The 13,702-nt window shown below is 62.8% G+C and carries 14 protein-coding genes; 8 read left to right on the top strand and 6 right to left on the bottom strand.

Going from position 1 to position 13,702, the window contains the following annotated elements; genetic code table 11:
* Positions 1-377 precede the first annotated feature (377 nt).
* From JQ553_RS00135 to JQ553_RS00115, 5 genes are all read left to right on the top strand, one after another.
* Complete coding sequence (locus JQ553_RS00135) at positions 378-1,859, top strand: sulfatase (protein ID WP_212497864.1); 1,482 nt, start codon at positions 378-380, stop codon at positions 1,857-1,859.
* Between the two features lie 952 nt (positions 1,860-2,811).
* Entirely contained in the window at positions 2,812-4,230 is a 1,419-nt protein-coding gene (gene thrC / locus JQ553_RS00130) for a threonine synthase (RefSeq protein WP_212497863.1), read from the top strand.
* Positions 4,227-5,516 (top strand): pitrilysin family protein, encoded by a 1,290-nt coding sequence (locus tag JQ553_RS00125; RefSeq protein WP_212497862.1) that lies wholly within the window; start codon positions 4,227-4,229, stop codon positions 5,514-5,516. Before thrC ends, JQ553_RS00125 begins: the two co-directional genes overlap by 4 nt.
* 75 nt (positions 5,517-5,591) lie before the next feature.
* A complete protein-coding gene (locus tag JQ553_RS00120) occupies positions 5,592-6,179 on the top strand; it encodes a GNAT family N-acetyltransferase (protein WP_212497861.1) in 588 nt (195 codons plus the stop codon).
* A gap of 114 nt (positions 6,180-6,293) precedes the next feature.
* Entirely contained in the window at positions 6,294-6,935 is a 642-nt protein-coding gene (locus tag JQ553_RS00115) for a hypothetical protein (protein WP_249143864.1), read from the top strand.
* Positions 6,936-7,008: 73 nt separating this feature from the next.
* On the opposite strand, the gene JQ553_RS00110 is transcribed toward JQ553_RS00115, so the two are convergent.
* The 5 genes from JQ553_RS00110 to JQ553_RS00090 all read right to left on the bottom strand — a co-directional run bounded on the left by JQ553_RS00110 (position 7,009) and on the right by JQ553_RS00090 (position 9,605).
* Entirely contained in the window at positions 7,009-7,494 is a 486-nt protein-coding gene (locus JQ553_RS00110) for an ATP F0F1 synthase subunit B (RefSeq protein ID WP_212497860.1), read from the bottom strand.
* A 6-nt stretch (positions 7,495-7,500) separates the two neighbouring features.
* Positions 7,501-8,067: a F0F1 ATP synthase subunit B gene (locus tag JQ553_RS00105; RefSeq protein WP_212497859.1), complete on the bottom strand. Its 567-nt coding sequence runs from the start codon at positions 8,065-8,067 to the stop codon at positions 7,501-7,503.
* Between the two features lie 57 nt (positions 8,068-8,124).
* Positions 8,125-8,355: a F0F1 ATP synthase subunit C gene (locus JQ553_RS00100; RefSeq protein ID WP_016847054.1), complete on the bottom strand. Its 231-nt coding sequence runs from the start codon at positions 8,353-8,355 to the stop codon at positions 8,125-8,127.
* Positions 8,356-8,411: 56 nt separating this feature from the next.
* Complete coding sequence (locus JQ553_RS00095; protein ID WP_212497858.1) at positions 8,412-9,161, bottom strand: F0F1 ATP synthase subunit A; 750 nt, start codon at positions 9,159-9,161, stop codon at positions 8,412-8,414.
* Positions 9,162-9,233: 72 nt separating this feature from the next.
* On the bottom strand, positions 9,234-9,605 hold the full coding sequence (locus tag JQ553_RS00090; protein WP_212497857.1) for an AtpZ/AtpI family protein: 372 nt from the start codon (positions 9,603-9,605) through the stop codon (positions 9,234-9,236).
* Between the two features lie 274 nt (positions 9,606-9,879).
* Between JQ553_RS00090 and JQ553_RS00085 the strand changes: the two genes are divergently transcribed.
* The 3 genes from JQ553_RS00085 (at position 9,880) to JQ553_RS00075 (ending at position 11,647) form a co-directional block, all read left to right on the top strand.
* A complete protein-coding gene (locus JQ553_RS00085; protein ID WP_212497856.1) occupies positions 9,880-10,503 on the top strand; it encodes a 2-hydroxychromene-2-carboxylate isomerase in 624 nt (207 codons plus the stop codon).
* Positions 10,504-10,582: 79 nt separating this feature from the next.
* Positions 10,583-11,101 (top strand): hypothetical protein, encoded by a 519-nt coding sequence (locus tag JQ553_RS00080; RefSeq protein ID WP_212497855.1) that lies wholly within the window; start codon positions 10,583-10,585, stop codon positions 11,099-11,101.
* A gap of 72 nt (positions 11,102-11,173) precedes the next feature.
* Positions 11,174-11,647 (top strand): secondary thiamine-phosphate synthase enzyme YjbQ, encoded by a 474-nt coding sequence (locus JQ553_RS00075; protein ID WP_409363011.1) that lies wholly within the window; start codon positions 11,174-11,176, stop codon positions 11,645-11,647.
* A 90-nt stretch (positions 11,648-11,737) separates the two neighbouring features.
* On the opposite strand, the gene JQ553_RS00070 is transcribed toward JQ553_RS00075, so the two are convergent.
* Complete coding sequence (locus JQ553_RS00070; protein WP_212498742.1) at positions 11,738-13,363, bottom strand: MFS transporter; 1,626 nt, start codon at positions 13,361-13,363, stop codon at positions 11,738-11,740.
* Between the last annotated feature and the right edge of the window lie 339 nt (positions 13,364-13,702).

Genomic DNA, 13,702 nt, shown 5'->3' with positions numbered 1-13,702 from the left:
TCGCTAACCTCGACAGTGGATCCTCCGGACGCAGCCTCGACGCAACGCTAGGGATAAGCTTTCCACTTAAACAGAACCGAGATGACCGCTACGATAGGTTTGGGTCCCAAACGGATATTCGTTTGCTCGGATGCCGATTTCCTACAGACGGCGTTACGCGAAGGTCCGGCAGCGTCATGTGACTGGTGGCTACGTCCGCCTTGCTCCCATAGCGACCAAATTTGCGCAGCGGCGCAATATGTCGCGAAGCGCCAAACCCGACACTGGTTGGTGACGTGTCGTAGGTTCAGCCTTTGCGGGCAACCTTTTTGAGTTCCCCGAAAGCGAGCATGATGTTACGATCCGTTCCTGCTACCAGGAATTTAGGGGAGCGGCCTATGGCGCAGCAGGGCGCAATCTCTCGTCGTCGATTTGTTCAGACGACCGCCGCGACTTCATTGGCTCTGGGTGGGATAGGACTTAGTCACTCTACATGGGCTCAGTCGACAAAGCCAAACATCGTCTTCATCCTGGCGGATGACCTCGGCTACGCGGATTTGAGCTGCTACGGTCAGCGGGACTATGCGACACCGAACATAGATCGGCTTGCAGCCGAGGGATTGAAATTCACGCAGGCGTATTCCAATTCGCCTGACTGCTCTTCGACGCGCACGGCGCTGATCACAGGGCGCTATCAGGCTCGGTTGCCGCTTGGGCTCGAGGAGCCCCTTACTCCCTTAACTCCCAAAGAGATCGGCCTGCCTCCAAGCCACCCCACCTTGCCGTCGCTGCTGAAGAAAGTGGGGTATGGCACGACGCTAGTTGGAAAGTGGCATCTTGGTGATCTGCCGGATTTCAGTCCGTTGAAGAGCGGCTATGACCAGTTCTTCGGGATACTCGGCTGCTGCGCCGACTATTTCAATCATGGAGCGGAAGCTTTCCGGACGTATGTATTACCGTTCCCCGGACTTGCGCATCAACTTTACGAGCAGGAGGTACCGGTTGAGCGTCAGGGTTACATGACAAACTTACTCGGCGATCGAGCGGTGCAAACTATCGAAGGCTACGCCAAGTCAAAAGAGCCGTTTCTGCTGAGTCTGCATTTCACCGCGCCACATTGGCCATGGGAAGGGCCGGATGACGAGGCAGAGTCGAAGAGGATCAGGAACATTTTTGACCGCGACGGCGGCTCGCAGAAGACCTACGCCGCGATGGTACAGAGTCTGGACGCCAATATCGGTCGTGTGCTGCAAGCGCTCGATGGGAGCGGTCTATCCAGCAATACCATTGTCATCCTCACCAGCGATAACGGCGGCGAACGATTCTCTAACGTGTGGCCGTTCTCCGGCATGAAGCATGAACTCCTCGAAGGCGGTATTCGCGTTCCGGCGATTGTGCGCTGGCCCGGCCGCATCTCGCCTGCAAGAGTATCCGATCAGGTCATGATAACGATGGATTGGATGCCGACCTTGCTTGCTGCCGTCGGTACGTCGCCGGACCCGGCTTATCCATCCGACGGTGAGGACCTTGGACAAGTTTTGAGTGGTAGCGCGGGGCCGCGTCCCCGGAAGTTGTGCTGGCGCTATAAGGCGGGATCGCAGCGTGCCATCCGCGACGGCGATCGGAAATATCTACGGATAGCGGGAAACGAGTTTCTCTTCGATGTGGTGAGAGACCCGCGCGAGCGGGCCAATCTCAAGGACCGGGAGAAAGACGTATTCGAACGGCTGAAAAGTGACTGGGAGGCTTGGGACGCAACGATGCTGCCAGAACGGTCGCGACCAGCGTCTTTTACGCACACTGGCAACTTCGTTGCCGACCACTATGGCGTCGCTAACCCGGCGCCAGCGCCCCCATCGACAGGCGCCCCCACGAAGTGATCAAGTGATGGAAGGTTTGAGTGCGCGGCAACGCGCATCGCACCTACTGTTGCCGCGCTCATCACCGCTTTGGACCTCCGGCGGTGTTCGCTTTCGCGCAGGCTGTCGGGGACACAGCAGACATCAAGTACCGCTTGATCCGCACGACGTCTCGTCACGTGGGCCCGCAGTCGAGGGCGATCGCCCCGGCCCGGCGGGCAAATCAGTTTTGCTTCACACGTCTTTACCGGAGTCCAGCCGTTGCCGAGAAAACATTGCGCTTCCGTCGTCGGGCAAATCAATTGTTCAATTCCGCCCGTCTCACCCGATCGAGGGGCGCTTCGCGATCGTCACGAGTGTTGCGGTGAGATGCGGTGGACGCGGAGCGTGCAACTGACGAGTGCGCACAACGCGGACGGCGAAGTCGTGTGGTCCTGACGCCCCAGTGGCTGGTGTTAAGTTCGTGAGACGCAAGCTTCTCGCGGACGACGGTGGCAACAAAGCCCGGTCTCACCGAGGAGAGCGCGAAGTAAGCCGTAAACCATCGCGCAGGGAAAGCCGGGTTGTTTCCGGTTACACCTGTGGTCCTACCCCGGTGCTTTTTGTTGCACCGGGCCCATGGGTGCGATCGGCACCCGGCTTTCCCTGCGCCCTCAACTTTCTGAGGGCGGAAAGTGACGCAAAACTCGGACAAAACATGTCGCGAGAACGTTGAGTCGTCTGCAATTGTCATGTCCCGCGCGTGCTGGGCCTTTCGGTTCACGCACCGACGCCTGTGGAACACCGGATCACCCCACCGGAGCTGCCACGGCGCGCGACGACGGTTAAGGGCGGGGACACTCGCAGGCGTCGTTCGGGCTACCCTTTGCCGGCCCGATCTTCTATGGTGGTCGTTCGGTCCAGCTGTGGCGAGAGCGATAGCTATGGAATATCAAAAGCTTAAAGGCCGGGATCGGGGCCTTTGGAGGATTGTTTGACGCGGTATATTTCGACCCGGGGCGAAGCCCCGAGCCTGGGCTTCTGCGATGTGATGCTGACCGGGCTCGCCCGCGACGGCGGCCTTTACGTGCCCGAGACATGGCCACAGCTTGCACCCGAAACCATCGCCTCCTTCTTCGGCCGGCCCTATTGGGAAGTCGCGGTCGAGGTCATCCGTCCGTTTGCCGTCGGCGAAATCTCGGACGCCGACCTTGGGCGCATGGCGAACGAGGCCTATGCCACCTTCCGCCATCCCGCGGTGGTGCCGCTCGACCAGATCGGGCCGAACCAATTCCTGCTCGAGCTGTTCCACGGGCCGACGCTGGCGTTCAAGGACGTCGCGATGCAGTTGATCTCGCGGCTGATGGATCATGTGCTGGCGAAGCGCGCGCAACGCACCACCATCGTGGTCGCGACCTCGGGCGACACCGGCGGCGCCGCGGTCGAGGCATTTGCCAATCTCGACAATGTCGATCTCGTCGTGCTGTTTCCGAACGGGCGCATCTCCGAGGTGCAGCGCCGCATGATGACGACGACGGGCGCCGCCAATGTGCATGCGCTTGCGATCGAGGGCACGTTCGACGATTGCCAGGCCATCGTGAAGGCGATGTTCAATCATCATCGCTTCCGCGACGCGGTTGCGCTGTCGGGCGTCAACTCGATCAACTGGGCGCGCATCGTGGCTCAGGTGGTCTATTACTTCACCTCGGCGGTCGCGCTCGGCGGCCCGGCGCGGATCGTGGACTTCACCGTGCCCACCGGAAATTTCGGCGACATCTTTGCCGGCTACGTCGCGAAGCGCATGGGGCTGCCGATCCGCTGGTTGCGCATCGCCGCTAATGTCAACGACATCCTGCCGCGCACGCTGAAGACCGGCATCTACGAGGTGCGTGAGGTTCACGCCACCGCGTCGCCCTCGATGGACATCCAGGTGTCCTCGAATTTCGAGCGGCTGCTGTTCGAGGCGAGCGGGCGCGATGCCGAGAGCGTCCGCCGCCTGATGGCCTCGCTCAAGCAGTCAGGTCGCTTCGTCCTGCCGGATGCGACGCTCGCTGCCGTGCGTCGCGATTTCGACGCCGGCCGCGCCGACGAGACCGAGACCTCGGCCGCGATCCGCGCCGCCTGGCGCGAGGCGGGCGATCTCGTCGATCCCCACACCGCGGTGGCGCTCGCCGTCGCCGATCGCGACACCTCGGACTCGAAGATTCCGAACATCGTGCTTTCGACCGCGCATCCGGCCAAGTTCCCTGATGCGGTTGAGGCCGCCTGCGGCGTGCGGCCGCATCTGCCAGCCTGGCTCGGAGGCCTGATGACCAAATCCGAACACATGACGGTGATGAAAAACAATTCCGCGGAGGTCGAACGATTCGTGCTGTCGGTCAGCCGTGCCGCCAAGCAGGGAGTTGCCGGATGAGCGTTGAAGTCACCAAGCTTCCCACCGGCCTCACCGTCGTCACCGATACCATGCCGCACCTGGAAACTGCGGCGCTTGGGGTCTGGGCCGGCGTCGGCGGCCGCGACGAGAAGCCGAACGAGCACGGCATTTCGCATCTCCTGGAACACATGGCGTTCAAGGGCACCTCGCAACGCTCCTCGCGCGAGATCGTCGAGGAGATCGAGGCGGTGGGCGGCGACCTCAATGCCGGCACCTCGACCGAGACCACAGCCTATTATGCGCGGGTGATGAAGGCGGACGTGCCGCTGGCGCTCGACGTGCTCTCCGACATCCTCGCCAACCCCTCGTTCGTCCCGGACGAACTGGAGCGCGAGAAGAGCGTCATTGTGCAGGAGATCGGCGCGGCACAGGATACGCCCGACGACGTCGTGTTCGAGCATCTCAACGAGCTCTGCTTCCCGGACCAGCCGATGGGCCGCTCGCTGCTCGGAACCGCCAAGACGCTGAAGACCTTCAACCGCGACATGCTGCGCAGCTACCTGTCGACGCATTATCGGGCACCGGACATGGTGGTGGCCGCCGCCGGCGCGGTCGATCACAAGCGCATCGTCGAGGACGTTACGCAGAAGTTTTCGAGCTTCGAGGCGACAGCGGCCCCGAAGCCGGCGCCTGCGACGTTCGGCAAGGGCGGATCGCGCGTGGTGCATCGCGAACTGGAGCAGGCGCATCTGACGCTTGCGCTCGAGGGCGTGCCGCAGACCGATCCCTCGTTGTTCTCGCTGCAGGTCTTCGCCAATACGCTCGGCGGCGGGATGTCGTCGCGGCTGTTTCAGGAAGTGCGCGAGAAACGCGGGCTGTGTTACTCGATCTACACCTTTCACGCGCCTTACACCGACACCGGTTTCTTCGGCCTCTACACCGGCACCGATCCGACCGACGCGCCGGAGATGATGGAAGTCATCGTCGATGTCATCAACAACGCCGTCGAGACGCTGACGGACGCGGAGGTGGCGCGGTCGAAGGCACAGATGAAGGCCGGCCTGTTGATGGCGCTGGAAAGCTGCTCGTCGCGCGCCGAACAGTTGGCCCGCCATGTGCTGGCCTATGGCAGGCCGCAGACGGTGGAAGAACTGGTGGCGCGGATCGATGCGGTCAGTGTCGAATCGACCCGCAATGCCGCGCGCGCGCTGCTGTCGCGCAGCCGCCCGGCTGTCGTCGCGCTCGGCAGCGGCAGGGGTCTGGACACGGCGGTGTCTTTCGCGGAAGGATTGACGGAGTCGAAGGCAAAGACGCTTTTGCATTAGAGCCACGGCCGGTTCCGGCCGGGCCCGAGGTACGGGCGTCTGCGCCCGGATCTCCGGGCGGGGGAGTATCGGGCCATGGCCCTGTTTCGTTTGCCATCCAGCGGACCGGCCGCGCTGATGCCGCGGGGCCATGGGCTTCTGCTGCGTGCGCCGCAAATGGTGGACTTTCCACAATGGGCACAATTGCGCGAATTGAGCCGGGCCTATCTCACGCCATGGGAGCCGATCTGGCCCTCCGACGACCTGACCCGCGCCGGTTTCCGGCGGCGACTGCGTCGCTACGCCGAGGACATCGCCGCGGACCGCTCCTACCCCTTCATCATCTTCCGCGAAACGGACGGCGTGATGATCGGCGGCATCACGCTCGCCAATGTCCGCCGTGGCATCGTGCAGGCCGGCACCATCGGCTATTGGGTCGGCCAGCCCCATGCGCATCGCGGCTACATGACCAAGGCGTTGCGGGTGCTGCTGCCGTCGCTGTTCGGCGAACTCAATCTGCACCGCATCGAGGCCGCCTGCATCCCCTCCAACGCGCCGTCGATCCGGGTGCTGGAGAAATGCGGCTTCACTCGCGAGGGTCTGGCGCGGCGCTACCTCTGCATCAATGGGGTCTGGCAGGACCACCTGCTGTTCGGCCTGCTGCATGAGGATTTTCGCGGATAAATTCCGACTTTTGGCTGATTGGCACGCGGTTTCGGTGCCTTGGGTTCGCCGCCATTGCTTTGATATAAAGCCGGGCGAGACGGCGAATCCTCGCCTGGAGGCTACGGAAATCGAATGGGTGACAGACGGCTGGTCAGGTTCGCGCTCGTGGCGGCGGTTTCGATCGGGCTTGGCTGTGGATGGTTCGGTTCTGCCGCATCGGCGCAATCCCTGACCGATCGCTTCAAGAGCTTGTTCGGCGGGGGCTCATCCTCCGACAAGCCATCGGGTCCGCCGCCTGCGCTCAGCGACAGCGACGCCGAGCTGACCTGTCCGCCCGTCGTCATACGCGCCGGCGCCTCCACCTACTCGGTGGCCGCGCCGGGCAAGCAGCCGATCGGCAATGATTTGAAGTTCCAGGCGAGCATTACCCGCACGGCGCGGCAATGCAGCCTCAACAATGGCGAGATCACTGTGAAGATCGGGATCCAGGGCCGCGTGATCGCGGGGCCTTCGGGGGCGCCGCCGACGGTGCAGGTGCCGCTCCGCGTCGCCGTGGTGCAGGGCGGCGTCGGGGAGAAGACGATCGCAACCAAGGCCTATCAGACTACGGTGCAGATGGACGAAGCCGGTAGTGTGCCGTTCTCGCTGGTCGCCGAGGACGTGGTCTATCCGGCGCCTTCGCCGGGCGACAACGACAATTACATCTTCTATATCGGGTTCGATCCGCAGGCCCTAAAGCCCGAACCGAAGCCGAAGGCGGTGAGGAAGAAGTAGGCCCGTACGGACCCCAATAAAAGAAAGCCGGCGCGGTCATCTCGCGCCGGCTTCGTGTTTGAAGCGGAATCGTTCAGTTCAGCTTGGAGCGGACTTCGGCGATGCCCTTGCTGACGAGGTCGTCGGCCACCGGGCCCTTTACCGACTGAGACAGGATGGTCGAGGCGGCGGCGACCGCTGCATTGGCCGCGGCGGCGCGGACGTCGGCCAGGGCCTGAGCCTCGGCCAGCGCGATCTTGCTCTCGGCGGTCTTGGTCCGCCGCGCGACAAAATCCTCCATCTTGGTCTTGGCCTCCGCAGCGATCCGTTCAGCCTCGGCCTTGGCGCCCGAGATGATTTCCTCGGCCTCGCGCTCCGCGCTGGCCCGGCGGGCCTTGTACTCGCCGAGCAGTTTGGCGGCTTCCTCCTTCAGGCGGCGGGCATCGTCCAACTCGGCCTTGATACGTTCGACGCGGCGATCGAGCGCCGTCAGCACCGTGCGATGGACGCCGAGATAGCCGAACACGATCATCAGAATGACGAACGCGATCGCAACCCAGGTTTCCGGTTCGGTAAACATCCGCTTTTATCCCTTCAGCGATGCGTCGACGGCGTTGTTGACCGCATTTGCGTCCGGCGTCACGCCGGCGAGCCGCTGGACGATGGCGCCGGCCGCATCCGCCGCGATGCCGCGGACGTTGCTCATGGCGTTTGCCCGGGTCGCCGCAATCTGCTTCTCGGCGTCGGCGAGCTTGGCCGTCAGCTTGTCTTCCAGCGTCTTGCGCTCGGCCTCCGCGGCCGCATTCAACTTCTCGCGGGCCTCGTTGCCGATCGCCTGCGCGCGGGCGCGAGCGTCCGCGAGCTCGCCCTCATAGGCCTTCAGCGCAGCGTCGGAATCGTCCTTCAGCTTCTGCGCCTCGGCAAGGTCGCCCTCGATCTTGTTCTGGCGTGCATCGATCGTAGCGCCGACGCGCGGCAACGCGACGCGCGACACGATCAAATAGAGCGCGACGAACGCAATCGCGAGGGACACCAACTGCGAGGCGAAATTGGAGGAATCGAACGGCGGAAATGCTCCGCCGTGATGTCCGCCATCGGCTTCGGTGTGGGTGCCGGCGTTCTGGCCCTTTGCCTCGCCATGACTCTCAGCCATGGTGTTCTCCTGTTGCTGTCAGGCGCGCCGCCCTAAGGCGGCGCGAAAGGGTACCGCTCAGAGCGGAACGAACAGCAGGAGCAGCGCGATCAGCAGCGAGAAGATGCCGAGCGCTTCGGTCACGGCGAAGCCGAAGATCAGGTTGCCGAACTGACCCTGCGCGGCCGACGGGTTGCGCACCGCCGCGGCAAGGTAGTTGCCGAAGATGATGCCCACGCCGACGCCCGCACCGCCCATGCCGATGCACGCGATGCCCGCGCCGATAAGTTTAGCTGCTGCCGGTTCCATTTTTAACTCCTTGAGGAAAGATAGACGGATTGGTGGGTGGGAATTCCCCGGACCGCTTAGTGTCCCGGATGAATGGCGTCGTTGAGGTAGATGCAGGTCAGGATCGCGAACACATAGGCCTGCAGGAATGCGACCAGGAGCTCGAGCGCGGTCAGCGCAACTGTGAGCGCCAACGGCAACACGCCGCCAAACCAGCCGATCGCGCCGAGCGAGACGCCGAGCATCGCGACAAAACCGGCAAACACCTTCAGCGCGATGTGGCCAGCCAGCATGTTGGCGAACAGACGCACGCTGTGCGAGACCGGCCGCAGGAAGAACGACAGGATCTCGATGAACATGACGAGCGGGAGGATGTAGATTGGAACACCGGTCGGCACGAAAATCTTGAAGAACTTGAGGCCGTTCTTGTAGATGCCGTAGATCAGCACCGTGAAGAACACCAGCAGCGCCAGCGCCGCGGTGACGATCAGGTGGCTCGAAATGGTGAAGGTGTAGGGGATGATGCCCACCAGGTTCGAAACGCAGATGAACATGAAGAGCGAGAAGATCAGCGGGAAGAACCTCATGCCTTCCGAGCCGGCCGTGCTGCGGATAGTGGTGGCGACGAACTCGTAGGAGATCTCGGCGATCGATTGCAGTCGCCCCGGAATCAGCTCACGGCCGCTCGCCAGCATCAGCGCCGCGATCAGCGCCACCGCGATCAACATGTAGAGCGTCGAATTGGTGAAGGCGATCGTGTGGTTGCCGATATGGCCGATCGTGAAGAAGGGCTCGATGTTGAACTGATGGATCGGGTCGATTTTCATCCGCGCGGCTCTTGGTCAACCGGCAGTCCTGCCGGTTATCGAATTTCAAATGTCATGACTTCCCGCCAGCGCTCAGCGCTTGCCCGGAGCCACGCCCGCAGACCTCACCACGTTGACCACGCCGGCGACGAAGCCGAGCAGCAAGAACACGATGAAGCCGAATGGCGATGTCGACAGCAAACGGTCGAACCCCCAGCCAATCGCCGCTCCGACGGCAACGCCCGCGATCAGCTCCGAGGAAAGGCGAAAACCGAGCGCCATCGCCGAGGCTCTGGCAACACTGTCTCCGCTCTCGGTTTCGGATTGATCGGTCTTGTTTCTCCGGCTGTCACGAATTTCAGACAACCGGTGATCGAGACTTCCGAGCCTTGCGGAAAGCGCAGCTTCGTCGGAGGACGAATGATCGCGATTTCCACTTGCGTCATCGTTGGTGTTGTCAGCCATGCTGCAAACACTAACCGATGCCGCGGATGATGGAAATTGCGCCCGTCCCCGTCAAAGCCGCGCGGACCATACTTACCGAGTCTAATCAAGTCAAGATTGCGTCGTAACCAGTTACTTGTTTGATTTCGTTGAATTTATCTGGAGATATTCAATGCTGGAGCGATGCCGCGTTCGCGCTGCAGCAGTTGGTTGGCAGTGGAGCGAACTTGCGCGCGTTTCGTCGCTCTGTTGAGATGATCCCGGGGTGGCCCAAACATTTGCAGTCGGACATCGCATGCCGCGTCAGATCGACTACTACTTCTCGCTTCAATCGCCGTGGGCCTATATCGGCCACGCGCCCTTTATGAAAATCGTAAGTACTTACGATCTCAGGATAAATTACCGGCCGGTGCTGCTGCTCGATTTGTTCTCGGAGAGCGGCGGGCAGCCGCTCGCCAAGCGCCACCCGATGCGGCAACGCTACCGGATGATCGAACTGCAGCGCTGGCGCGACAAGCGGGGGCTGAATTTCCACCTGCAACCGGCGAACTGGCCGTTCAACGCGCGTCTGGCTGATGGTGTCGTGATCGCAGCGCTTGAGGCAGCCCTCGATCCCGAGCGCTTCCTGCGGCGTGCATTTGCCGCAGTCTGGGAGGACGAGTTCAATCTCGCCGATCCCGCCACGCTCACCAAGTTGGCCGACGAGGTCGGCCTGCCGGGCAAGCAACTCGTGGAGCGTTCCGCGACCGACGCGATCGGCGCGGCCTATGAGCAGAACCGCCAGGACGCACTGTCGTCGGATGTGTTCGGCTCGCCGGGTTATGTGCTCGATGGCGAGCTGTTTTGGGGCCAGGACCGGATCGAATTGCTGGGCGACGCGTTGAAGTCAGGCCGCAAGCCCTATAGTTCAAACGGTTAGGCATGATCAGGAAAGGTGGGCGCCGGCTTCAGAGCCGATCATGGCCGGCGTCACGATCTGGCTGAGGCGGAGCAAGCCCATGCGCACAGCGACGTCGTCCTCGAAATTTCCGATCGCGATTGCGGTTGCCGTTTTGGTCCTCGGCGGTGTGGCGGCCGCGCAATCGACGCCGGACACCGAGAACGGCCGCTATGCGCTGTCACCGGCAGGCGACGGCTTCCTCCGGCTCGACACGCGCACCGGCGCGATGTCGACCTGCACCAATTCCGGTGCCGGCTGGGCCTGCTACGCTCAGCCCGACGAGCGGGCGGCGATGGATGCCGAGATCGGCCGCTTGCAGGCCGATAACGAGCGGCTGAAGGCGGAGCTAGCGGCGCGCGAGCCCGCGGCCTCGGGCAAGACGGAGGAGGCGTTACCGAAATCCGACTCGCTGAAGAAGACGGAGCCGAAGGTCGCCGAGGGCGAGAGGAAGATCGAGATTCCATTGCCGAGTGACCGCGACATGGATCGCATGATGTCGTTTCTGGAGCGCGCGTGGCGGCGGCTGATCGAGATGGCCAACCGCGTGCAGCGGGACATCAACGGCGGCAAGATTTGATGCCGCGCTGCTATAATGGCTTCATGGAGTCATCCCGGCCTGCGCCGGGAGCACGAGCTGAGGACACGACTGATGGCAACGGGAACGACCACACGCTCGGCACCGTCCTCCGTCGCGGCGACCAGAGTCGCGTCCTCGCGGCTAATGGTTCAAACGCCAGGTGCGGGCTTCCTCGACGTTACAGGCGAGGTGGCAAAATTCCTGCGCGAGGTGCGCGCCGGCGAGGGCGCAGTGACGTTGTTCATCCGCCACACTTCGGCATCGCTGACGATCCAGGAGAATGCCGATCCCGCCGTGCTGATGGACCTGATGACGGCGCTCGATCGCGCCGCGCCTGAAGGCGGCGGCTGGCGTCATGATGCCGAAGGGCCGGACGACATGCCGGCGCACATCAAGACGATGCTGACGGCGACCTCGCTGCAGATTCCCGTGCTCGACGGCGAGATGGCGCTCGGCACCTGGCAGGGCGTCTACCTGATCGAGCACCGCGCCCGCCCGCACCGGCGCGAGATCGTGCTGCAATTCATCGGTTCGACCAGGGCGTGACGCGATCGCGTTTGAATCCCATCATGGTTGAAACGAAATCGGCCGCGGATCGCTCCGCGGCCGACACGTTTCGATCGCCATGTTGACCGGTCAGGTCTTCGTGATGTCGACGTCCTTGGTCTCCGGCAGGAACAGAAAGCCGATCACTACGGTGATCGCCGCGAAGATGACCGGATACCAGAGACCGGCGTAGATATCGCCGGTCGAGGCGACGATTGCGAACGCGGTCGCAGGCAGCAATCCACCGAACCAGCCGTTGCCGATGTGATAGGGCAGCGACATCGAGGTGTAGCGGATGCGGGTCGGGAACAGCTCGACCAGCATGGCGGCGATCGGGCCGTACACCATGGTCACGAAAATCACCAGGATGAACAGTAGACCGATGACGGCCGCAACCTGCGGACGGAAGATGTCGAACGGGTGCGCCATCTTCACGACGCCGGCGTCGCCGGCCTTCGGATAGCCGGCGGCGGTCACCGCTGCGGTGATTGCCGGGTTGCCGTCCTTGGCGTTGGCGTACGGAATCTCCTTGCCGTTGACCATGACCTTTACGCCGGAGCCTGCCGGGCCGCTGACCGTCGAGTACTTGACAGACGACTGGGCCAGGAAGGCACGAGCGGTATCGCAGGGCGCGGTAAAGACGCGAGTGCCGACCGGGTTGAAGAGGTCGCCGCAGCCCGCGGGATCCGCAAACACCTCGACCTTGGCGCTCTCGATCGCCTTCTCGAGCGCCGGGTTGGCATTGGTGGTGATCATCTTGAAGATCGGGAAGAAGGTCAGCGCCGCGATCGCGCAGCCGGCCAGAATGACGGGCTTGCGGCCGATCCTGTCGGACAACGCGCCGAACACCACGAAGAAGCCGGTGCCGAGCAGCAGCGACCAAGCGATCAGGAGGTTCGAGGTGTAGCCGTCGACCTTGAGAATCGATTGCAGGAAGAACAGCGCGTAGAATTGGCCGGTGTACCAGACCACGCCCTGGCCCATCACGCCGCCGAACAGCGCAAGCAGCACGATCTTGGCGTTGGCCCAGTTGGCGAAGGCTTCGGTCAGCGGCGCCTTCGAGCTCTTGCCCTCGTCCTTCATGCGCTGGAACACCGGCGACTCATTCAGTCGCAGCCGGATCCAGACCGAGATGCCGAGCAACGCCACCGACACCAGGAACGGGATTCGCCAGCCCCAATCAGCGAAATCCTTCTCGCCGGTGAGGGTTCGCGTGAACAGGATCACCAGAAGCGAGAGGAACAGGCCGAGCGTTGCGGTCGTCTGAATGAACGAGGTGTAGTAGCCGCGCCTGCCCTGCGGGGCATGCTCGGCGACGTAGGTTGCCGCACCGCCGTATTCGCCGCCGAGCGCGAGGCCCTGCAGCAGGCGGAGCGCGATCAGGATGATCGGCGCAGCGATGCCGATCGTCGCGGCGTTGGGCAGCAGGCCGACGATGAAGGTCGACAGGCCCATGATCAGGATGGTGACGAGGAATGTGTATTTGCGGCCGACGATGTCGCCGACGCGGCCGAACACGATGGCGCCGAACGGGCGCACCAGGAAGCCAGCGGCGAAGGCCAGCAGCGCGAAGATGTCGCGCGTTCCCGGCGGATAGGCCGAGAAGAATTGCGCTCCGATGATGCCGGCGAGCGAACCGTAGAGATAGAAGTCGTACCACTCGAAAACTGTGCCGAGCGACGAGGCGAGAATGACGAAGCGTTCGTCCTTCGTCATGCCGGCCGGTCGCGCCGAAGTCGCAGTCATTGTGGCCATCTGGATTACCTCCCCCAAATTTATTCCCGCCAAACGCGCTCATCTGCCGAGTTTGGCCGTATAAGTTACGAGCTTGTAATCAAGGTAACATCGCGGTGAAACCCGCCCCAATAAGACTTTCGGCTTTTGCACGGCTTGGTTTAAGCGTCAGGAACTCGAACGGTATGAACCGCTTGGGCGTGTATTTGTTGCAGCGCACAAGTCGGCGGGTTAACTGCATTGGCATATGGTATTATCCAGCGCTTGCACGGTGCTGCTGCCCGGGTCACAACAGCATCTTGCGGGCCGCCGAAACCCGCG

Source organism: Bradyrhizobium lablabi (genome assembly GCF_018131005.1).
GTDB lineage: Bacteria > Pseudomonadota > Alphaproteobacteria > Rhizobiales > Xanthobacteraceae > Bradyrhizobium > Bradyrhizobium lablabi_D.
The sequence above is the reverse complement of the archived record's forward strand: the minus strand, read 5'-3'. Positions and strand labels throughout refer to the sequence as shown.

Bases quoted from the DNA above. Each gene is read 5' to 3' on its own strand.
- JQ553_RS00135 (WP_212497864.1), top strand. From the start codon at position 378: ATGGCGCAGCAGGGCGCAATCTCTCGTCGTCGATTTGTTCAGACGACC.
- JQ553_RS00125 (WP_212497862.1), top strand. From the start codon at position 4,227: ATGAGCGTTGAAGTCACCAAGCTTCCCACCGGCCTCACCGTCGTCACC.
- JQ553_RS00120 (WP_212497861.1), top strand. From the start codon at position 5,592: ATGGCCCTGTTTCGTTTGCCATCCAGCGGACCGGCCGCGCTGATGCCG.
- JQ553_RS00115 (WP_249143864.1), top strand. From the start codon at position 6,294: ATGGGTGACAGACGGCTGGTCAGGTTCGCGCTCGTGGCGGCGGTTTCG.
- JQ553_RS00110 (WP_212497860.1), bottom strand. From the start codon at position 7,494: ATGTTTACCGAACCGGAAACCTGGGTTGCGATCGCGTTCGTCATTCTG.
- JQ553_RS00105 (WP_212497859.1), bottom strand. From the start codon at position 8,067: ATGGCTGAGAGTCATGGCGAGGCAAAGGGCCAGAACGCCGGCACCCAC.
- JQ553_RS00100 (WP_016847054.1), bottom strand. From the start codon at position 8,355: ATGGAACCGGCAGCAGCTAAACTTATCGGCGCGGGCATCGCGTGCATC.
- JQ553_RS00095 (WP_212497858.1), bottom strand. From the start codon at position 9,161: ATGAAAATCGACCCGATCCATCAGTTCAACATCGAGCCCTTCTTCACG.
- JQ553_RS00090 (WP_212497857.1), bottom strand. From the start codon at position 9,605: ATGGCTGACAACACCAACGATGACGCAAGTGGAAATCGCGATCATTCG.
- JQ553_RS00085 (WP_212497856.1), top strand. From the start codon at position 9,880: ATGCCGCGTCAGATCGACTACTACTTCTCGCTTCAATCGCCGTGGGCC.
- JQ553_RS00080 (WP_212497855.1), top strand. From the start codon at position 10,583: ATGCGCACAGCGACGTCGTCCTCGAAATTTCCGATCGCGATTGCGGTT.
- JQ553_RS00075 (WP_409363011.1), top strand. From the start codon at position 11,174: ATGGCAACGGGAACGACCACACGCTCGGCACCGTCCTCCGTCGCGGCG.
- JQ553_RS00070 (WP_212498742.1), bottom strand. From the start codon at position 13,363: ATGACGAAGGACGAACGCTTCGTCATTCTCGCCTCGTCGCTCGGCACA.